The sequence below is a fragment of the Streptomyces sp. CBMA152 genome (assembly GCF_014596475.1).
Taxonomy (GTDB): domain Bacteria; phylum Actinomycetota; class Actinomycetes; order Streptomycetales; family Streptomycetaceae; genus Streptomyces.
The window spans coordinates 480,751-499,775 of sequence record NZ_MECJ01000028.1 but is presented as its reverse complement, the minus strand read 5'-3'; the positions used below and the strand labels follow the sequence as shown (position 1 = coordinate 499,775).

The window sequence follows — 19,025 nt, the reverse complement described above, 5'->3', positions numbered from 1 at the left end:
CGCTAGCCGGGCGGCGAGGGGCGCAGTTTTCATTAACCGAGTTTTCCGAGAGGGCTGAACCGCTCCCATGGCGAAGATCCTGAAGTTCGACGAGGACGCCCGTCGCGCCCTTGAGCGCGGCGTCAACAAGCTTGCCGACACGGTCAAGGTGACGATCGGCCCCAAGGGCCGCAACGTCGTCATCGACAAGAAGTTCGGCGCTCCCACCATCACCAACGACGGTGTCACGATCGCCCGCGAGGTCGAGCTCGACGACCCGTACGAGAACCTGGGCGCCCAGCTCGTGAAGGAGGTGGCGACCAAGACCAACGACATCGCGGGTGACGGCACCACCACCGCCACCGTGCTGGCCCAGGCGCTGGTCCGCGAGGGCCTGCGCAACGTCGCCGCCGGCGCCTCCCCGGCCGCCCTGAAGAAGGGCATCGACGCGGCGGTCAAGGCCGTCTCGGACGAGCTGCTCGCGACCGCCCGCCCGATCGAGGACAAGTCCGACATCGCCGCCGTGGCCGCGCTCTCCGCGCAGGACGCCCAGGTCGGCGAGCTCATCGCCGAGGCGATGGACAAGGTCGGCAAGGACGGTGTCATCACCGTCGAGGAGTCCAACACCTTCGGCCTGGAGCTGGAGTTCACCGAGGGCATGGCCTTCGACAAGGGCTACCTGTCCCCGTACATGGTCTCCGACCAGGAGCGTATGGAGGCCGTCCTCGACGACCCGTACATCCTGATCAACCAGGGCAAGATCTCCTCGATCCAGGACCTGCTGCCCCTCCTGGAGAAGGTCATCCAGGCCGGTGGCTCCAAGCCGCTCCTGATCATCGCCGAGGACGTCGAGGGCGAGGCGCTCTCCACCCTGGTCGTCAACAAGATCCGCGGCACGTTCAACGCCGTGGCCGTCAAGGCCCCGGGCTTCGGCGACCGCCGCAAGGCGATGCTCCAGGACATGGCCACCCTCACCGGTGCCACCGTCATCGCCGAGGAGGTCGGCCTCAAGCTCGACCAGGCCGGTCTGGACGTGCTGGGCTCCGCCCGCCGCGTGACCGTCACCAAGGACGACACCACGATCGTCGACGGCGGCGGCAACAGCGCCGACGTGGTCGGCCGTGTCAACCAGATCAAGGCCGAGATCGAGTCCACGGACTCCGACTGGGACCGCGAGAAGCTGCAGGAGCGCCTGGCGAAGCTCGCCGGCGGTGTCTGCGTGATCAAGGTCGGCGCCGCCACCGAGGTGGAGCTCAAGGAGAAGAAGCACCGCCTTGAGGACGCCATCTCGGCGACCCGCGCCGCGGTCGAGGAGGGCATCGTCTCCGGCGGTGGCTCCGCGCTCGTCCACGCCGTCAAGGTCCTCGACGGTGGCCTGGGCAAGTCCGGCGACGAGGCCACGGGTGTCGCGGTCGTCCGCCGCGCCGCCGTCGAGCCGCTGCGCTGGATCGCCGAGAACGCCGGTCTCGAGGGTTACGTCATCACCTCGAAGGTCGCCGAGCTCGACAAGGGCCAGGGCTTCAACGCCGCCACCGGCGAGTACGGCGACCTGGTCAAGGCCGGCGTCATCGACCCGGTCAAGGTGACGCGCTCCGCTCTGGAGAACGCCGCCTCCATCGCCTCCCTGCTGCTCACGACCGAGACCCTGGTCGTCGAGAAGCCGGCCGACGAAGAGGCCGACGCCGGTCACGGTCACGGCCACAGCCACTGACGTCGTACGACGTCCGGCTCCGCACGTAGTACGTGTGGTCGGTGCAGTACGTGTGAAGGCCCCCGGTCCCGCCGTCTCGGCGGGGCGGGGGCCTTTCCCGTTCCGGGTTCCGGATTCCGGGAGGCGTGCGGTGGCTCGGGCTGTCCGGGGATCCGGTGGCTCAGCCCGTGGCGCCCAGCTGCTTCATGAGCTTCATGGCGTCGTAGTGCCACCAGCCTTCCTGGATCTTGTCGTTCTTGAACCGGAAGATCGTGGTGCCGGTCATGGTGACCTGCTTGCCGGAGGCCGGGATGCCCATGAAGTCGCCCTTGTGGGTGGCCTTCCAGGTCCACAGCGTCACCACGTCGTCGCCCTCGCAGATCTGCCGGTCGAGGTCGAAGGTGAAGTCGAAGGCCGACCGCCACCCGGTGAGGTCGTCGCGTATCCCGTCGGAGCCGACGACCGTGTCCTGCTCCTTGATGATGTCGTGGTCGGCGTAGTCGCGCGCGAACACCTCGTCTATCGCGTCGAGGTTGCCGCCCGTGGCGATCTCGTGGAAGAACCGGCGGGCGGTTGACGCGTTCAACTGGTCGTTGCGCACCACATCGAGGTCCGTGAAGGTGGGCATACCGTCGCAGAGCGCCACCATCTCCTCGAAGATCCGGTTGGTCTCCGGGAGGTTCGAGTTCGCCATGGCCTCTTCGTACGAGGGGAATTCGACGATCTCGACGAAGTGGGAGGCGTCGGAGCGGTCCTTGCCGATGACGTTGTGGGACGCGGTCCGCTTGCCCTTGGTCACCTCGATCCACTGGTCCATGAGCTGGTCCAGGTCGCTGAACCGCTCGGTCTTGAAGTCGATTATCTGCGCGAATGTCATGGCGTCTCCCGGCTGGCTCGTGGAGCGATAAGTCCATTTTAGTGAGATTTGAACCAGCTGGATGGGTGAGCGCTCGGGGGAGCGGGTGGGGTGCGGCTGGAGGTGCGGCGGGGCGTGGAGGCTCACGCCGGGTGGTGCGGTGGTGGCTCACGCCGAGTGGTGCGTCGGCGGCTCACGCCGAGTGGTGCGTCGGCGGCTCACGCCGAGTGGTGCAGGGCCGCCGGGAGTACGGGGTCGGCGAACGGCACCCCGGCCGCGTACCGCTCCAGCTCGTCGAGCGCCCGGTCCGCCATCCGGTGCAGTTCGTTGCCGAGCGACCCGGCGATGTGCGGGGTGAGCAGGACGTTGGGCAGGTCGTACAACGGGCTCTCGCGGGGCGGGAGTTCGGGCTCGGTGACATCCAGTACGGCGTGCAGCCGGCCGGAGACCAGCTCGCCGAGCAGCGCGGACTCGTCCACCAGGGACCCGCGCGCGGTGTTCACGAGCGTCGCCCCGTCGGGCATCGCCGCCAGCTGACGTGCGCCGATCATGCGCTCGGTGGCCGGGAGCTGGGGCGCGTGCACCGAGACGACGCTGCTGCGGGCGCAGAGCGTGTCCAGGTCGACGAGCTCGACGCCGAGCTCCGCCGCCTCGACCGCGTCCACATACGGGTCGTGCAGCAACACCCGGAAGTCGAACGGGCGCAGCAGCTCGATCACCCGGCGGCCGATCCGCGACGCCCCGACCAGGCCGACCGTGCGGTGGTAGTTGCCGGTGCCGTCGGACGCGCGCAGCCAGTCGTGCGGGGCGCGCAGCTCCGCGTACCGCTGGGCGGCGGGCAGCACGTGCTTGCCCGCGAACAGGATCGCGGCCAGCGTGTACTCGGCGACCGGCAGCGCGTTGGCCGCGGCCGCCGAGGTCACCGCGATGCCCCGTTCCCAGCACGCGTCGGTGATGTGGTGCTTCACCGACCCGGCGGCGTGCACGACGGCCCGCAGCCGGGGCGCGGCGGCCAGCACCTCGGCGGTGAGCACGGGCGCTCCCCAGCAGGTCAGCAGTACTTCGGCCGCGGCCAGCGCCTCCGCCACGTGAGAAGTGGGCGAGGCGAGGTCGTGGGCGACGAGGTGGGGGTCGGTCTCGGCGAGCGCGGCGAGGCGGACGCGGTGCCGCTCGGCGAACAGCCGGTCGGCGATGCCGGGGCCCATGGCGAGGAGGACGGCGGGGCGGCGGGCGGGCGCGGAGGGGCGCTGTGCGGATGCGCCGTGTTCGGACGGGCCGCCTTCGGACGGGCCGCCTTCGGAGGGGCGGTGTTCGGAGGGGTGGTGATCGGACGGGCCGTTGTCAGTGGCGTGGTGCATGGTGGAACTCGGGCTCCTCACGGGGGCGTTGTCCATGGGTAACCGGCTGTGCGTCCGTCCGGTCACTTGACGCTGCCCGCCGTGAGACCCGCCTTCCAGTGCCGCTGGAGGGCGACGAAGGCGATGACGAGGGGGAGGACGGCGAGGAGGGAGCCGGTGACGACGAGGGGGTAGAACGAGGGCTCGGCGTGGGTGTTGGAGTTCCACGAGTACAGACCGAGGCTCAGCGGGAAGAGCTTCTGGTCCGAGAGCATCACCAAGGGGAGGAAGAAGTTGTTCCAGATCGCGGTGAACTGGAAGAGGAACACGGTCACGAACCCGGGCATCACCATGCGCAGCCCGATCGACCAGAACGCGCGCAGCTCGCCCGCCCCGTCGATACGGGCCGCCTCCAGCGCCTCGTCGGGGATATAGCTCGCGCTGAACACCCGGGAGAGATAGACGCCGAACGGGTTCACCAGGACGGGGATCAGCACCGACCAGTACGTGTTGACCAGCCCTGTCCTGCTCGCCAGCAGGTACATCGGCAGCGCGAGCGCGGTGGACGGTACGAGCACGCCCAGCAGCACCACCCCGAACAGCTTCTCCTTGCCCCGGAAGCGGTACTTGTCGAAGGCGTACCCGGCGGCGACGCTGATCAGCGCGCAGACCAGCGCGCCCCCGCCCGCGTACAGCAGCGAGTTGAGATACCAGCGGAAGTAGACGCCGTCGTTGTAGGAGGCCAGGTCGGAGAGGTTCCTGCCGAGGTCGAAGCCCTTGAAGGAGAACGCGTCGCCGCCGAGCAGACCGCCGGTGTCCTTGGTGGAGGCGGTGATCAGCCAGAGGAGGGGGAAGAGCGTGTAGCCGACGGAGAGCAGCAGCGCGCCGTTGACGGCGGTCCTGGAGAGCCAGCGGGCGTTCGGTTTGCTACGGGGTGAGGGCTCGGCCCTGGTGTGCGCGGGGGTGGAGTCGGTCGTGGCCGGGGTGGTCATGTCCGCGCCCCCTTCCGGGTGGTGAGGCGGGTGACGGCGAAGGACAGCAGCGCGGCGGCGAGGGCGAGCAGAACGGCCGCGGCGGCGGCGAGGCCGTAGTCGTTGCGGGCGAAGGCCGCGGTGTAGGCGTACATGTTCGGCGTCCAGGTCGAGGTGACCGCCGAACCGCTGCCCTGGTTGAGGATGAGCGGCTCGGTGAACAGCTGGAGCGAGCCGATGACGGTGAACAGCGCGACCATCCCCAACGAGGCGCGGATCAGCGGGACTTTGATGCTGAACGCGATCCGCCAGGCGCCCGCGCCGTCCACCGTGGCCGCCTCCAGGACGGACCGGTCGATGGCCTGGAGCGCCGCGTAGAAGATCACCATGTTGTAGCCGAGCCATTCCCACAGCGCGATGTTGACCACGGAGGGGAGGGCGCCGTCGGGGGAGAAGAAGCTGAAGCCGACACCGCCGGAGTCCATGGCCCGTACGACCGGACTGAGGCCGGGTGTGTAGAGGTACACCCAGATCAGCGCGGCGATGATGCCGGGCACGGCGTGCGGCAGGAAGAGCGCCAGCTGGAAGAAGCGGCGGGCGCGGGCGAGCCCCGAGTCGAGCAGCAGCGCGAGGGCGAGCGCCCCGCCGACCATCAGGGGGATGTAGACGGCGCAGTAGCCGAGCAGGATCCAGAACCCGTCGCGGAACGCCCGGTCGCCGAGGGCCGCCGTGTAGTTGTCGAGCCCGCTGAACACGGACCTCGCCCCGCCGAACCCGAGCCCCGACTGCTTCTCGGTGAACAGGCTCAGCCACACCGCGTACCCGATCGGCACGACGGTCACGGCGGTGAACAGGACGCAGAAGGGCGCGAGGAGCGCGGTGGCGGCGGCGTTGGTGCGTCGGCGTGTGGTGTTCGTACGGCGAAGGGTGGTGCGGGATGCGCTACTCGCGCGGCCCTCCCCGGGCGTCCGGTCCACTCCGGCTGTCCGGACCGTCCCGGTCACGGGCTCAGCCCTCGACCTTCAGGCCGCGCTTCTTCAGCTCGGCCAAGGTGGCGTCATGGGCGGCCCGCAGCGCGTCGGTGATCTTCACCGTGCCGCCGCTGACCTTGCCGAACTGGTCCTTCAGCGTGGTGTTGGTGGTCCCGGTGGTCGGGCCCCAGCTCCAGGCGGGGTTGATCGAGGCACCGGCCGCGTCGAAGAGCTGGTAGATGTCCTCGCCGCCGTAGAACCCGGCGTCGAACGCCTTCTTGGCGGCCGGGCGCAACGAGACGTCGGCCGGGAACGCGCTCGAAGTGCCCGGTGCGATACGGGCCTTGACGCCCTCCTCGGTGGTGGACATCCAGGTGGCGAACTCGACGGCGGCCGCCGCCTTCCTGCTGCCCTTGGTCACCGCCCAAGTGGAGCCGCCGAGCATGCCGCTGGCGGGCCTGCCGTCCCAGGTCGGCACCGGCGCGACGCCCCACTTGCCGCTCTGGTCGGGCAGCGTCGACTTGAGGACGCCCGCGCCCCAGGCAGCGCCGAGGTAGCCGACGGTCGAGCCGTCCTTCAGCGCGGCGGTCCACTCCGGGCTGAACGAGACCGCCGTCTGCACCAGCTTGTCGTCGATCAGCCCCTGCCAGTAGTCGGCGACCTTGTTGGTGGCGGCGTCCGAGGTGTTGAGCTTCCAGGTGTCGCCGTCGGCCTTGAACCACTGGGCCCCGGCCTGCCAGGCCATCGCCTCGAACGTGGTCGGGTCGTCCGGCATGAAGGTGGCGATCCGCGCCTTCGGATCGACCTTCTTCGCCTGCTCGGCGGCGGTGCGGAACTCCGCCCAGGTCTTCGGTACTTGGATGTTGTTCTTGGTGAAGAAGTCCTTGCGGTAGTAGTACGTCTGGGGCGCGGCGTCGAACGGCACCGCCCAGCTCTTACCGCCCAGCGTGGTCAGCTCGACCGCCTGCGGCAGGAACTTCTTCCGTACGTCGGCGGGCAGATACGAGCCGATGTCCTGGAGCGCGCCCTGGCTGACGAACTCGGGCAGCATGGGGTACTCGATCGCGACCAGGTCCGGCGCGTTGCCCGCCCGCACCGCGTTGGAGATCTTGGCGTAGCCACCGGCGTTGCCGGACGGTATCTCCTCGAACTTCACCTTGATGGTCTTGTGCGAGGCGTTGAACGCGTCCACCACGTCCTTCGACCCCTTCTGCCAGGCCCAGAAGGTGAGGGTGACGGGCTTGTCGGCGGTGCCCTTGCCACCGCCCGCGTCCGAGCCGCCGTCCCCGCTTCCGCAGGCCGAGAGCAGGGCGAGGGCGGTTGCCGTGGCGATGGCTGCGGTAGTCGATCTGGTCCAACTGCGGTTCACGGAACGGCTCCTGAACGTGAGGGGACGAGGCGATGGCCGCGATCCTTGAGCCGTTCCTGACCGAAGTCAAGAGCGAAAGTTCGAATGATCGAAAAATGATCGAGTTAGGAGTGAGCGGTGATGGGCTGGCTCGCAGGCTGGCTCGCAGAGGAGTCGGCGCCCTCGCCGAGCACGGGGCCCGGGGCGAGCCCGACCCCGGCATCCGGCACCCGGCCGCCGCCAGGGCGCGGCGCCCCGCACGAGGACCGCACCCGCAGACGCGGCAGCAGATCCACATGGCGGCGCGGCTCCTCGCCCGGCTCCGCCGATCCACCCCGCAGCCGCTCGATCAGCAACTGCGCCGCGTACCGGCCCACTTCGTGCTTGGGCGGGGCCACCGCCGTCAGCGGGATGTCCGCGAGCGCCGCCACCTCGTCGTCGTACGCCACGAGTGCCAGGTCCTGCGGCACCCGTACGCCCAGCTCGGCGAGGCGCTGCACGATCCGTATCGCGTCCACGTCGTTGTGGACCAGCGCCGCCGTCGCCTCCCCGCTGGCCACGGCCGCCAGCAGCGCCCGCACGGCCGCCTCGAACCCGGCCGGGTCCACCTCCGCCGGAACCGAACCGATCACCGGACCCGGCGCGTCCAGCCCCAGTGCGTCCAGCGCCTGCCGGTACCCGGCCCGCACCGCGACCGCCGTCGGGCTGTCCGCCCGCGCCACCAGGAGCGGCGCCCGGTGCCCGAGCCCGGTGAGATGGCGTACGGCGAGGAGCACCCCGTGAGCGTGGTCCGAGCAGACCCGGTCCAGGTCGTCCAGGGCCCCGCCGGGCACCCCGCGCCGCTCCAACAGCACGGTGGGCACCGGCAGTTCACCTATCCACCGCCCGTGCTCGACCGGATCGTGCGGCTCCTTCCAGCCCGGCGCGACCAGCAGCCCGTCCGCCCCCGCCGCGACAAGCCCGGCCGCGAGCGCCGGGTCGTCCTGCGGGCGGTAGTCCGATATCCGCAGGATCAGCCGGGCCCCGGCAGCGGCCGCCGCCTCGTGCGCACCACGGATGACCTCGGCGAAGTAGTACGTGGCGTTCGGCGCCACCATCCCGAGCACCAACTCCCGGCCACCGCTCCCGGGTATGCCCTGCGCGGGCACCCCCGGCGCACCTTGGGTGTGCGGCCAGGAGACCTTGCCGTGCACCCGGTCGAGCAGCCCCCGCACGGCCAGCGCCTCCACGTCCCGGCGCGCGGTCACGGGGGAGACCCCCAACTGGCCGGCCAGATCGGAGACCCGCACCGAGCCGCGCCGGCGCACCAGTTCCAGCAGTCGGTCGTGACGTTCAGCAGCACTCTCTCGCACGGCGGCAGTCCCCCTCGCAGTGTGGCGCCCGGTGTCCTGGGGCCATGACCCTAATGCACCCTGATCGAACGACAAGCGTTTCGATCATTCGGTCCGATTCCATTGACGTTCGATCAGCCAACCCCCTAGATTCCGCCGCAGTCCCGAGCACGGCACGGTCCTGGAGCCGCCCCAGTCCTGAACCTGACCCGGTTCTGAACCCGAACCGGTCCTGGATTCCGCGACGGCCCTGGATCCCCGCACGGCCACGGTCCTGGATCCGTCACAGACGGGGAGCATCATGCCGACACCGCCCCTCGCACCCCTCGCACCCCTCGATCACGAGCTCAGCCCGTACACCGGCTGGACCCGCGGCCACTGGGAAAACGCGGCCGATCAACTCCTCCTCTCCGTACGCCCCTACGCCTCACCGAGGCATGGGCTGATCAACCTGCCCGGCGACCGCCCGAGCTGGTCCGGACCCCGCTCCGACGGCCTCGAAGGGTTCGCCCGCACCTGGCTGCTCGCCGCACTGCGGATCGCGGGCGCGCACGGCGACGACCCGCACGGCCACCTCGACCGCTATGCCGAAGGCCTGGCGTCCGGCACCGAACACCCGCTGCCCACCGGGGAGTTGGACAGCGCGAGCCCCGATGCCTGGCCGCGCATGGCCGAGGTGCGCCAGGCGGTCGTCGAGTCCGCCTCGGTCGCCCTCGGGCTGCGCCTGACCCGCCCCTGGCTCTGGGACAGGCTCGACGACCGCGTCCGCCAGCGAGCCGTCGACTGGCTGCTGCCCGCCCTCGGCCCCTCGCCCGTCGACAACAACTGGTGGTTCTTCGGCCTCACCGTCGCAGGATTCCTCCAGGACGCCGGCATCGAGACCGACCGCGCCTCGGCCACCATCGAGCGCGCGCTGGAACACGTCGATCAGTGGTACCTCGGCGACGGCTGGTACAGCGACGGCCCCCACCGCTCCTTCGACCACTACAACGGCTGGGCTCTCCACTTCTATCCCGTCCTGCACGCTCATTTGGGTGACAACCGGGAACTCCTCGACCGCTACGGCCCCCGGCTGCGCGCCCATCTCGCGGATCACACCCGGATGTTCGGCGCCGACGGCGCCCCCATGCCGTACGGGCGCTCCCTCACCTACCGCTTCGCCGCCACCGCGGCCCCCTGGCTCGGCGCGCTCACCGGCCACACCCCGATGACCCCGGGCGCCACCCGCCGCCTCGCCTCCGGCACCCTCGCGTACTTCATGGACTGGGAGCCCGGCCGGGGCGCGACCGACGAGCGGGGTCTGCTCACCCTGGGCTGGCACGGCCCGTACGCGCCGATCGTCCAGGGGTATTCGGGCCCGGCCTCCCCGTACTGGGCGGCGAAAGGATTCCTCGGGCTGCTCCTGCCGCCGGAGCACCCGGTGTGGACAGCTGTGGAGGAGCCGCTGCCCGTCGAGACCGGGGACGCGGCCGTCGCCCTCGGCCCGACCAACACCCTGATCCAGTCCACGGTTTCGGACGGCGTCGTCCGGCTCCACAACCACGGCACCGACCACCGCCTCGGCCCGGACGAGGACCCCTGCTACGCCCGGTTCGCCTATGCGACCCGTACGGGCCCGACCTGCGGGGACGTGCGCGACAACCATTTCGGGCTCGTCCTCGACGACGGCGCGGTCACCGCCCGGGGGTTCGCCGAACCCCTCGGCAGCGGTCCCGGCTGGGCCGCCTCCGCAGCGCGGCCGCTGCCGGGGATGCGGACCGTGTCTGTCACGCTGGTCCACGGCCGGGCCGAGGTCCGGGCCCATCTGCTCGTCGGCGCCCCGCCCGGCACGCGCGTACGCCAGACGGGGTGGGCTGTCACCGGGCCCGAACTGACCGGCCAGTTGCACGCCGTCGAGGGGTACGAGCCGCACGCGCGCGTAGTGGCCGCCGGATCAACCCAGTTCGGCCCCGACGCACAAGTGGCGGTCCTCGACGGGGTGACCGGGGACGGCCCGACGCTCTTCGTCGCGCTCGCCTCCCTGACGGGGGAGGAGCACCCGGCTCCCCTCCCCGACCTGGTCACCGCCGTACGCGTCGAGGGCCGCACCGTGCGGGTGACCTGGAGTGACGGCACCACGTACGAGCTCGCGCTCGACGGAAAGGCCCCGACCGTCCGCACGACGGGCCTCTGAACCTCTTACTGCGGGCCGTACTTGCGGCCGGTGCGGGACGTCAGCCCGCCGAGCAGGCCGCGCGGCGCCAGCTTCACCACGCCCATCATCGCCTTGTAGCGGGGGTCCGGGATCGACAGCGACTTCCCGCGCGCGAGGTCGGAGAGCGCGGCCGAGACCAGCTTGTCGGCGTCCAGCCACAGCCAGCCCGGAATGTTGTCGGTGCCCATTCCGGCCCGCTGGTGGAACTCCGTCCGCACGAAGCCCGGGCACAGCGCCATCAGCCGCACGCCCGAACCGGCCAGGTCCCGGGCCGCGCCCTGGGTGAACTGCACCACCCACGCCTTGGACGCGCCGTATGTGCCGCGCGGTACGAACGCAGCCACCGAGGCGACATTGACGACCCCGCCGCGCCCGCGCTCGCGCATGCCCTCGGTCGCCGCCGAGGTGAGCCGCAGCACCGCCTCGATGTGCACCTTGAGCATCTTCAGCTCGTCGGTCATGGGCACGTCCAGATAGCGGCCCTTGTTGCCGAATCCGGCGTTGTTGACCAGCAGGTCGATCGGCTTCCTGCGCTCGGCGAGCCGGGCCTCGACCGCCGCGATGCCGTCCTCCGTGGAAAGGTCGGCGACCAGCACCTCGGCCTCCACGCCGTGCCGGTCGTGCAGCTCGGTGGCCTGGTCCCGCAGCCGCTTGCCGTCGCGGGCCACCAGCACCAGATCGTGCCCGTCGGTGGCCAGCCGCCGCGCGAAGGCGGCCCCGATTCCCGCTGTCGCGCCCGTAATCAGTGCAGTCGTCATACGCGCACGGTAGTGCCCCTCGGATGACAGCGGTGTGACGGCCTGTCCGGGTGACCGTCCGGTGCTCGTCCGGTCAGGAGGCCCGTCGGGCGTCCTGTCGCTCCAGGTACTTGCGGACGGTCTCGTGGGCCTCCGGCGGCATCGCGTCACCGGCCGCCAGGGTGCGCGGCAGCAACTCCCGCTCGGTCGTGAACGCGCGGAACCAGAACGCCACCGACACCTCGTGCCGGGGCCGGTGGACCACTTCGATCGCGTCGCCCGCGCGGACCTCGCCCTCCTCGATCACCCGCAGATACGCACCGGGCACCGCGGCCTGCGTGAACCGCTTGACCCAGCCCTGCTCGCCCAGGGCGCCCGCGAACGTACGGCACGGAATGCGCGCGCAGGAGACCTCCAGGAGCACGTCCGGGCCGACCCTCCAGCGCTCGCCGATCCGGGCGTCGCTGACGTCCAGGCCGTACGTGGTGAAGTTCTCGCCGAAGATTCCGCCGGGCAGTTCGCGGCCCAACTCCCGTCCCCAGGTGTCGAGATCCTCGCGCGCGTAGGCGTAGACAGCCTGGTGGTCGCCGCCGTGGTGGCGCTTGTCGCAGACGTCGTCGCCCGCCACACCACTGGCGCCCACGCCCTTGAGACCGGGCCGGAAGATCCGTACGGGACCCTCCGCCGGGCGCTTGCCGATGCCGGTGAGACCGCCCTCGGCATCGGTGTAGTCGACGACCGTGGCGCGGCCCAGATTCACTGACAGAAGCTTCATGAGGAGAACGCTAACGCGACTGTCTCAAAGCGGTCATCCAATATTCCCCGCGATCTCCAAGCATCCCTTATACTCGAAGGGTGATCGAGGCCCGTCATCTCCGCGTCCTGCGCGCCGTCGCCAACACCGGCTCCTTCTCGGCGGCCGCCCGCGAGCTGGGCTGCACCCAGCCCGCCGTCAGCCAGCAGATGAAGGCCCTGGAGTCCTCGGCGGGCACCCCGCTCCTGGTGCGCACCGGCCGCGAGACACGGCTCACCCAGGCGGGCGAGGTCCTGGTGCGGCACGCCTCCGGCATCCTCGCCGGGCTGACGGCAGCCGAGGAGGAGGTCGCCGCCATCGCGGGCCTGCGGGCCGGCCGGGTACGCCTGGTCTCGTTCCCCAGCGGCTCCTCCACGCTGGTCCCGAGCGCGCTCGCCGCGCTGCGCGCCGCGCACCCCGGCACGCGCGTGTCGCTCGTCGAGGCCGAGCCGCCGCGCTCGGTGGAGATGCTGCGCGACGGCGACTGCGACATCGCGCTCGCCTTCCGGTACGGGGAGGCGACCACGGAGGAGTGGGACGACCTGGTCGTCCGGCCGCTGCTCATCGACCGCCTGGTGGGCCTCGTCCCCGAGCGCCACCGGCTGGCCGAGAGCGGCACGGTCGACATCCGCGACCTCGCCGACGAGCCGTGGATCGCGGGCTGCCCGCGCTGTCGGCGACAACTGGTCGAGGTCTGCGAGGAGTCCGGCTTCACCCCGCGCATCGACTTCGCCACCGACGACTACCCGGCGGTGATCGGCCTGGTCGGGGCGGGGCTCGGTGTCGCGGTGCTGCCGGAGCTGGCGATCGCGTCGGTACGTCCCAAGGGCGCCCGTACGGTCACGGTCGAGCCGGCCGTGGAGCGCGAGATCGTCGCGCTCACCCTGCCCGACCTGGCCCGGGTACCGGCCGTCGCGGCCACCCTGGACCAGCTGGCCGGAGCAGCCGCCCGCAACTGACCGGCGGCGCTGGGCCGTCGGCGATCACTCGGAGGCGCCCAGGGGTGGCACGCAGGCCTGCGCCATCCGGCGCAGGAACGTTTCTGCGAACCTCGGCGTACGCGGCGCTAGCCGTGCCCCCCGTCACCCGCCCCGCCGGTGGCAGCGGCGGTCACCAGCCGGTTGCGGGCCCGGCCCATCAGCTCTTCGCGCTCGTCCTCCGTGAGCCCGCCCCACACGCCGTAGGGCTCGCGCACCGCGAGGGCGTGGGCCGCGCACTGGGCGCGCACCGGGCAGCGCATGCACACCTCTTTCGCCGAGTTCTCGCGCGCACTCCTGGCCGCGCCGCGTTCGCCCTCCGGGTGGAAGAAGAGGGAGCTGTCGACCCCGCGGCATGCGGCGAGGAGCTGCCAGTCCCACAGATCGGCGTTCGGTCCGGGAAGGCGGGAGAAATCTGCCATTGCTCATGTCCCCTTGAAGCCGTGCCTGAGGCGGATGGGCCGGGTACCCCGGATCACTGGGGTGTACCGACGAACGTACATCTACGGTGTTAGTAGATGTAAATATGACTCATTGCGAATCTAGCCACAGACACCAGGAAAAGGGAAGAAAAGCCGCTAAATGGGGCATACCTCCGAGCGAACGGCGGGTGACCCGCGATGCGCGCCCGGCGCACACGCTTCCTCACGTAGAGTGCCGAAGGTGCCCGTCCGACCCGTAACTCTTTCGAGTGACCGTCGTTGAGAGTGCGGAGCGGTTGAAAGAAGAAGCGCTCGGGCAGGTGTCCGAGGGCGTCAATCGCACAGGTGACGATACGTAACCAGCCTGGAGGCTCAAGGTGACGCGCATCAGCTGCGGAGGACGGCCATGACATCCGTCCTCGTCTGCGACGACTCCCCGCTTGCCCGAGAGGCGCTCCGCCGCGCGGTCGCGACCGTGCCGGGTGTAGAGCGTGTGACGACTGCGGCCAACGGCGAGGAAGTCCTCCGCCGCTGGGGCGCCGACCGCTCGGACCTGATTCTGATGGACGTACGCATGCCCGGTCTGGGCGGCGTGGAGACGGTCCGGCGGCTGCTGTCCGCCGATCCCGGCGCCCGCATCATCATGCTGACGGTCGCCGAGGACCTGGACGGTGTGGCGCTCGCGGTCGCCGCCGGGGCCCGCGGTTATCTGCACAAGGACGCCTCGCGCGCGGAGCTGCGGGCGACCGTCACACAGGCGCTCGCCGACCCGACCTGGCGGCTCGCCCCGCGCAGACTGCGCTCGGCCGAGATGGGGGCCGCGCCCACGCTCACCGCGCGCGAGATCCAGGTCCTCGAGGGCATGAGCCACGGCCGGTCCAACGCGGAGATCGGGCGTGAGCTGTTCCTGTCCGAGGACACCGTGAAGACCCACGCCAGGCGGCTGTTCAAGAAACTCGGCGCCTCCGACCGGGCGCACGCGGTGGCGCTCGGATTCCGCTGGGGCCTGGTGCGCTGACCTGGCCGCGGCGGGGTCGGCCGGATCCCCGTCCGTCGTCGACGGACGGGTCCGTCCCCCCGCTCCGTGGAGCGGCGTGTGACGCTTCGCGCGCGATGCCGCATCCTTGAAGGTGTGGAGTTCCTCGGGGACGAGTCGGTCGAGCGGGAGGGGAGGGCGCAGGAGATGACTTCCGGCGCACCTGCTCATAACGCTTCGGTGCACAACTATGGACGCGGTGCCACGGAGTCTGCGACGCCGGGGCACCATGGACCGATGCGCGACGACGAGACAACGGTGATCGGTGCGCTCGTTCACCGTGCCGTCGATGGCGACGAGCAGGCCACGCACGACCTGCTGGCGCATGTCCACCCGCTCGCGCTGCGCTACTGCCGCACCCGGCTGAACCGTCTGCCGGGTGACGCGCGCCACTTCGTGGAGGACCTCGCGCAGGAGGTCTGTGTCGCCGTGCTGATGGCGCTGCCGCGCTACCGGGACACCGGACGGCCCTTCGAGGCCTTCGTGTTCGCCATCGCCTCGCACAAGGTCGCCGACCTCCAGCGGGCCGCGATGCGCCACCCGGGCTCGACCGCGGTGCCCTCCGACGAGATGCCGGAGCGGCCGGACGACTCCCTGGGCCCCGAGGAGCGCGCACTGCTCAGCAGCGACGCCGAGTGGGCCAAGAAGCTGCTCGCCAACCTGCCGGAGAACCAGCGCGAACTGCTGGTGCTGCGGGTCGCGGTCGGGCTGACCGCCGAGGAGACCGGGCAGATGCTGGGGATGTCCCCGGGCGCGGTCCGGGTCGCCCAGCACCGCGCGCTCAGCCGGCTGCGCGCGCTCGCCGAGCAGTAGTCCCGGTCACGCGCTCACGTCACGTTTCGGTTGCGTCTTGGGCCGCGCTTCACCCGTCCGGCCGTACGCCGCCGCACGCGCGCTTCTGCCGTACGTCGCTGTACGGCGCTCCACGCGCGCGTAGCCGTGGCGCACGTACGTGTGAACGTCCAAAGAATTCGGTTGATCTTGTTCATGGAATGAGACACCGCGCCAGCCCGTTAGCATGGACATCCGCACCGATCAAGGCCATGGGGAAGGTGTCATGACTGCAAACGTCGACGGAGTGCCCGACAAATTCGCGATGCTCGGGCTGACGTACGACGACGTGCTGCTGCTGCCGGGCGCGTCCGACATGGCGCCCGACCAGATCGACACTTCCTCGTACCTCTCGAAGAACGTGAAGGTGAACGTCCCGCTGCTGTCGGCGGCGATGGACAAGGTCACCGAGGCGCGCATGGCGATCGCCATGGCCCGTCAGGGCGGCGCCGGTGTCCTGCACCGCAACCTCTCGATCGAGGACCAGGCCAACCAGGTCGACCTGGTGAAGCGCTCCGAGTCCGGCATGGTGAGCGACCCGATCACGGTCCACCCGGACGCGACGCTGGGCGAGGCCGACGAGCTGTGCGCCAAGTTCCGCATCAGCGGCGTCCCGGTCACCGACCCGTCGGGCAGGCTGCTCGGCATCGTCACCAACCGCGACATGGCCTTCGAGTCGGACCGCTCGCGCCAGGTGCGCGAGGTCATGACCCCGATGCCGCTGGTCACCGGCAAGGTCGGCATCTCCGGCGTGGACGCCATGGAGCTGCTGCGCCGCCACAAGATCGAGAAGCTGCCGCTCGTCGACGAGAACGGCATCCTCAAGGGCCTCATCACGGTCAAGGACTTCGTGAAGGCCGAGCAGTACCCGAACGCCGCCAAGGACAAGGACGGCCGGCTGATCGTCGGCGCGGCCGTGGGTGTCGCGGGCGACGCCTACGAGCGCGCCCAGGCGCTCATCGAGGCGGGCGTCGACTTCATCGTCGTCGACACCGCGCACGGCCACTCCCGGCTGGTCGGCGACATGGTCGCCAAGATCAAGTCGAACGCGGCGGGCGTCGACGTCATCGGCGGCAACATCGCCACCCGCGACGGCGCCCAGGCGCTGATCGACGCGGGCGTCGACGGCATCAAGGTCGGCGTCGGCCCCGGCTCCATCTGCACGACGCGTGTCGTCGCCGGTATCGGCGTTCCGCAGGTCACCGCGATCTACGAGGCCTCGCTCGCCGCCAAGGCCGCGGGCGTCCCGGTCATCGGCGACGGCGGCCTGCAGTACTCCGGCGACATCGCCAAGGCCCTGGTCGCGGGCGCCGACACGGTGATGCTCGGCTCGCTGCTCGCGGGCTGCGAGGAGTCCCCGGGCGAGCTGATGTTCATCAACGGCAAGCAGTTCAAGTCGTACCGCGGCATGGGCTCGCTGGGCGCGATGCAGTCCCGCGGCGAGCAGAAGTCCTTCTCCAAGGACCGCTACTTCCAGGAGGGCGTCGCCTCCGACGAGAAGCTGGTCCCCGAGGGCATCGAGGGCCAGGTGCCCTACCGCGGCCCGCTCTCCGCGGTCGTCCACCAGCTGGTCGGCGGCCTGCGTCAGTCGATGTTCTACGTCGGCGGCCGCACCGTCCCGGAGCTTCAGACCAACGGCCGGTTCGTCCGGATCACCTCGGCGGGCCTCAAGGAGAGCCACCCGCACGACATCCAGATGACGGTCGAGGCGCCGAACTACACCAAGCGCTGACGACACCTACGCGCGCGTAGGTGTCGCCGAGGGGCGGTCCCGTTCACGGGACCGCCCCTCGCCCGTATGTCGGGGACACACATGTCGGGGATACTGGGACCGCAGACGTAGAGGGAAAGGCCCACACAACGTGACTGAGATCGAGATCGGGCGCGGCAAGCGCGGCCGCAGGGCGTACGCGTTCGACGACATCGCCATCGTCCCGAGCCGGCGCACCCGGGACCCGAAGGAGGTCTCGATCGCCTGGCAGATCGACGCCTACCGGTTCGAGCTGCCGTTCCTGGCCGCCCCGATGGACTCCGTCGTGTCGCCGCAGACCGCGATCCGCATCGGTGAGCTCGGCGGTCTGGGCGTGCTGAACCTTGAGGGCCTGTGGACCCGTTACGAGGACCCGCAGCCGCTGCTCGACGAGATCGACGAGCTGGACGAGGACACCGCGACCCGCCGCCTCCAGGAGATCTACGCGGCCCCGATCAAGGAAGAGCTGATCGGGCAGCGCATCAAGGAGGTGCGCGACTCCGGTGTGGTCACCGCGGCCGCCCTCTCGCCGCAGCGCACGGCCCAGTTCTCCAAGGCCGTCGTGGACGCGGGCGTCGACATCTTCGTCATCCGCGGCACCACCGTCTCGGCCGAGCACGTCTCGGGCGCGGCCGAGCCGCTCAACCTCAAGCAGTTCATCTACGAGCTGGACGTCCCGGTGATCGTCGGCGGCTGCGCCACGTACACCGCGGCCCTGCACCTGATGCGCACCGGCGCGGCCGGCGTCCTGGTGGGCTTCGGCGGCGGCGCCGCGCACACCACGCGCAACGTGCTGGGCATCCAGGTCCCGATGGCCACCGCCGTCGCCGACGTGGCCGCGGCCCGCCGCGACTACATGGACGAGTCCGGCGGCCGCTACGTGCACGTCATCGCGGACGGTGGCGTCGGCTGGTCCGGCGACCTGCCCAAGGCGATCGCCTGCGGCGCGGACGCCGTGATGATGGGCTCCCCGCTGGCCCGTGCCACGGACGCGCCGGGCAAGGGCCACCACTGGGGCATGGAGGCCGTCCACGAGGACGTGCCGCGCGGCAAGCTGGTCGACCTGGGCATCGTCGGCACCACCGAGGAGATCCTCACCGGTCCGTCGCACATCCCGGACGGCTCGATGAACTTCTTCGGCGCCCTGCGCCGCTCGATGGCCACCACCGGCTACAGCGAGCTCAAGGAGTTCCAGCGCGTCGAGGTGACGGTGGCGGACGCGCAGCACAAGCGCTGACGTCGACTCACACGTACGTAGTACGTATGTGAAGGGGCCCGGACCATCCCATGGTCCGGGCCCCTTGCGTGTGCCGGGGGTTACGCGGCGCCCTTCTTGGAGCCGGTGAAGGCGGCGGCCGCGGCGATGCCGAAGAACAGGAACGTCAGCGGGTCGGCGTCGGTCTTCCAGAGCTCGTTCACCACGCTCAGGTGGTTCACCAGCAGGTCCGTGGCGTCGACGTGGAGCACCTTGGAGGCGACGATCGCCTCGCCGAACATCTGGCCCGCGTAGACGGAGCCGAGGGCGAGGACCGCGCTCAGCACCGGCAGGGCGGGGTTGCGCCCGCCGACCTTGCCTGACGCCCACCCCACGACGAAGCCGACGCCGACGGCCGCGTAGCCGATCTCGTGCTTGGTGGCGCCGAGGATCCCGCCGTACACGCCCGCGCAGACGACGGCGGCGACGAACGCGGCGACCAGACCGCCCGCGAGGTTGTCGCGGACCGGGGCCGGCGGCGGGGCCGGGACGAAGCCCGGGAAGCCCGGCTGCTGCTGCGGCGGCGGTGGAAAGTTCTGGCTCATTT

The 19,025-nt window shown here is 70.7% G+C and carries 17 protein-coding genes; 7 read left to right on the top strand and 10 right to left on the bottom strand.

Translation table 11 applies throughout. The annotated features are described in order from the left end of the window. The first annotated feature begins 67 nt into the window (after positions 1-67). The gene (gene groL, locus BG418_RS25725; RefSeq protein ID WP_188276343.1) at positions 68-1,690 is read left to right on the top strand and encodes a chaperonin GroEL; all 1,623 of its coding nucleotides are present in this window, start codon (positions 68-70) and stop codon (positions 1,688-1,690) included. Positions 1,691-1,850: 160 nt separating this feature from the next. On the opposite strand, the gene BG418_RS25720 is transcribed toward groL, so the two are convergent. From BG418_RS25720 to BG418_RS25695, 6 genes are all read right to left on the bottom strand, one after another. Then, entirely contained in the window at positions 1,851-2,546 is a 696-nt protein-coding gene (locus tag BG418_RS25720) for an ester cyclase (RefSeq protein WP_188276342.1), read from the bottom strand. A gap of 197 nt (positions 2,547-2,743) precedes the next feature. After that, on the bottom strand, positions 2,744-3,730 hold the full coding sequence (locus tag BG418_RS25715) for a hydroxyacid dehydrogenase (RefSeq protein WP_223185460.1): 987 nt from the start codon (positions 3,728-3,730) through the stop codon (positions 2,744-2,746). 215 nt (positions 3,731-3,945) lie between these two features. Beyond that, positions 3,946-4,854: a carbohydrate ABC transporter permease gene (locus tag BG418_RS25710; protein WP_188276340.1), complete on the bottom strand. Its 909-nt coding sequence runs from the start codon at positions 4,852-4,854 to the stop codon at positions 3,946-3,948. Beyond that, entirely contained in the window at positions 4,851-5,687 is an 837-nt protein-coding gene (locus BG418_RS25705; protein ID WP_223185459.1) for a carbohydrate ABC transporter permease, read from the bottom strand. Before BG418_RS25705 ends, BG418_RS25710 begins: the two co-directional genes overlap by 4 nt. A gap of 154 nt (positions 5,688-5,841) precedes the next feature. Beyond that, entirely contained in the window at positions 5,842-7,173 is a 1,332-nt protein-coding gene (locus tag BG418_RS25700; protein WP_188276339.1) for a sugar ABC transporter substrate-binding protein, read from the bottom strand. Between the two features lie 104 nt (positions 7,174-7,277). Continuing rightward, a complete protein-coding gene (locus tag BG418_RS25695; protein WP_188276338.1) occupies positions 7,278-8,504 on the bottom strand; it encodes a substrate-binding domain-containing protein in 1,227 nt (408 codons plus the stop codon). A gap of 280 nt (positions 8,505-8,784) precedes the next feature. Here BG418_RS25695 and BG418_RS25690 point away from each other — a divergent pair, with 280 nt between their 5' ends. Continuing rightward, positions 8,785-10,656, top strand: coding sequence for a DUF2264 domain-containing protein (locus tag BG418_RS25690; RefSeq protein WP_188276337.1), 1,872 nt, complete (start codon positions 8,785-8,787; stop codon positions 10,654-10,656). A gap of 5 nt (positions 10,657-10,661) precedes the next feature. Here the strand turns inward: BG418_RS25690 and BG418_RS25685 are convergent, their stop codons facing one another. Both BG418_RS25685 and BG418_RS25680 read right to left on the bottom strand, forming a co-directional pair. After that, on the bottom strand, positions 10,662-11,435 hold the full coding sequence (locus BG418_RS25685; RefSeq protein ID WP_188276336.1) for an SDR family oxidoreductase: 774 nt from the start codon (positions 11,433-11,435) through the stop codon (positions 10,662-10,664). A gap of 73 nt (positions 11,436-11,508) precedes the next feature. Continuing rightward, positions 11,509-12,189 (bottom strand): MOSC domain-containing protein, encoded by a 681-nt coding sequence (locus tag BG418_RS25680; RefSeq protein ID WP_188276335.1) that lies wholly within the window; start codon positions 12,187-12,189, stop codon positions 11,509-11,511. 80 nt (positions 12,190-12,269) lie between these two features. On the opposite strand from BG418_RS25680, the gene BG418_RS25675 reads away from it, so the two are divergent. Beyond that, positions 12,270-13,166, top strand: a complete 897-nt coding sequence (locus tag BG418_RS25675) for a LysR family transcriptional regulator (RefSeq protein WP_188276334.1) — start codon at positions 12,270-12,272, stop codon at positions 13,164-13,166. A gap of 107 nt (positions 13,167-13,273) precedes the next feature. Here the strand turns inward: BG418_RS25675 and BG418_RS25670 are convergent, their stop codons facing one another. Continuing rightward, positions 13,274-13,606: a WhiB family transcriptional regulator gene (locus tag BG418_RS25670; protein ID WP_188276333.1), complete on the bottom strand. Its 333-nt coding sequence runs from the start codon at positions 13,604-13,606 to the stop codon at positions 13,274-13,276. A 406-nt stretch (positions 13,607-14,012) separates the two neighbouring features. Between BG418_RS25670 and BG418_RS25665 the strand changes: the two genes are divergently transcribed. The 4 genes from BG418_RS25665 to BG418_RS25650 all read left to right on the top strand — a co-directional run bounded on the left by BG418_RS25665 (position 14,013) and on the right by BG418_RS25650 (position 18,460). Next, complete coding sequence (locus BG418_RS25665) at positions 14,013-14,624, top strand: response regulator transcription factor (RefSeq protein ID WP_003948568.1); 612 nt, start codon at positions 14,013-14,015, stop codon at positions 14,622-14,624. Positions 14,625-14,879: 255 nt separating this feature from the next. Next, positions 14,880-15,455: a sigma-70 family RNA polymerase sigma factor gene (locus tag BG418_RS25660; RefSeq protein ID WP_188276332.1), complete on the top strand. Its 576-nt coding sequence runs from the start codon at positions 14,880-14,882 to the stop codon at positions 15,453-15,455. Positions 15,456-15,699: 244 nt separating this feature from the next. Further along, positions 15,700-17,205: an IMP dehydrogenase gene (guaB, locus tag BG418_RS25655; protein WP_188276331.1), complete on the top strand. Its 1,506-nt coding sequence runs from the start codon at positions 15,700-15,702 to the stop codon at positions 17,203-17,205. Between the two features lie 130 nt (positions 17,206-17,335). After that, the gene (locus tag BG418_RS25650) at positions 17,336-18,460 is read left to right on the top strand and encodes a GuaB3 family IMP dehydrogenase-related protein (RefSeq protein WP_188276330.1); all 1,125 of its coding nucleotides are present in this window, start codon (positions 17,336-17,338) and stop codon (positions 18,458-18,460) included. An 80-nt stretch (positions 18,461-18,540) separates the two neighbouring features. On the opposite strand, the gene BG418_RS25645 is transcribed toward BG418_RS25650, so the two are convergent. Next, positions 18,541-19,023 carry a hypothetical protein gene (locus tag BG418_RS25645; protein ID WP_188276329.1) on the bottom strand — a complete coding sequence of 161 codons (483 nt, stop codon included), beginning with the start codon at positions 19,021-19,023 and terminating at the stop codon, positions 18,541-18,543. Positions 19,024-19,025: the final 2 nt, after the last annotated feature.

Excerpts from the sequence above, each read along its gene's own strand:
- groL (WP_188276343.1), top strand. The coding sequence starts at position 68 with ATGGCGAAGATCCTGAAGTTCGACGAGGACGCCCGTCGCGCCCTTGAG.
- BG418_RS25720 (WP_188276342.1), bottom strand. The coding sequence starts at position 2,546 with ATGACATTCGCGCAGATAATCGACTTCAAGACCGAGCGGTTCAGCGAC.
- BG418_RS25715 (WP_223185460.1), bottom strand. The coding sequence starts at position 3,730 with ATGGGCCCCGGCATCGCCGACCGGCTGTTCGCCGAGCGGCACCGCGTC.
- BG418_RS25710 (WP_188276340.1), bottom strand. The coding sequence starts at position 4,854 with ATGACCACCCCGGCCACGACCGACTCCACCCCCGCGCACACCAGGGCC.
- BG418_RS25690 (WP_188276337.1), top strand. The coding sequence starts at position 8,785 with ATGCCGACACCGCCCCTCGCACCCCTCGCACCCCTCGATCACGAGCTC.
- BG418_RS25685 (WP_188276336.1), bottom strand. The coding sequence starts at position 11,435 with ATGACGACTGCACTGATTACGGGCGCGACAGCGGGAATCGGGGCCGCC.
- BG418_RS25680 (WP_188276335.1), bottom strand. The coding sequence starts at position 12,189 with ATGAAGCTTCTGTCAGTGAATCTGGGCCGCGCCACGGTCGTCGACTAC.
- BG418_RS25670 (WP_188276333.1), bottom strand. The coding sequence starts at position 13,606 with ATGGCAGATTTCTCCCGCCTTCCCGGACCGAACGCCGATCTGTGGGAC.
- BG418_RS25665 (WP_003948568.1), top strand. The coding sequence starts at position 14,013 with ATGACATCCGTCCTCGTCTGCGACGACTCCCCGCTTGCCCGAGAGGCG.
- BG418_RS25660 (WP_188276332.1), top strand. The coding sequence starts at position 14,880 with ATGCGCGACGACGAGACAACGGTGATCGGTGCGCTCGTTCACCGTGCC.
- guaB (WP_188276331.1), top strand. The coding sequence starts at position 15,700 with ATGACTGCAAACGTCGACGGAGTGCCCGACAAATTCGCGATGCTCGGG.
- BG418_RS25645 (WP_188276329.1), bottom strand. The coding sequence starts at position 19,023 with ATGAGCCAGAACTTTCCACCGCCGCCGCAGCAGCAGCCGGGCTTCCCG.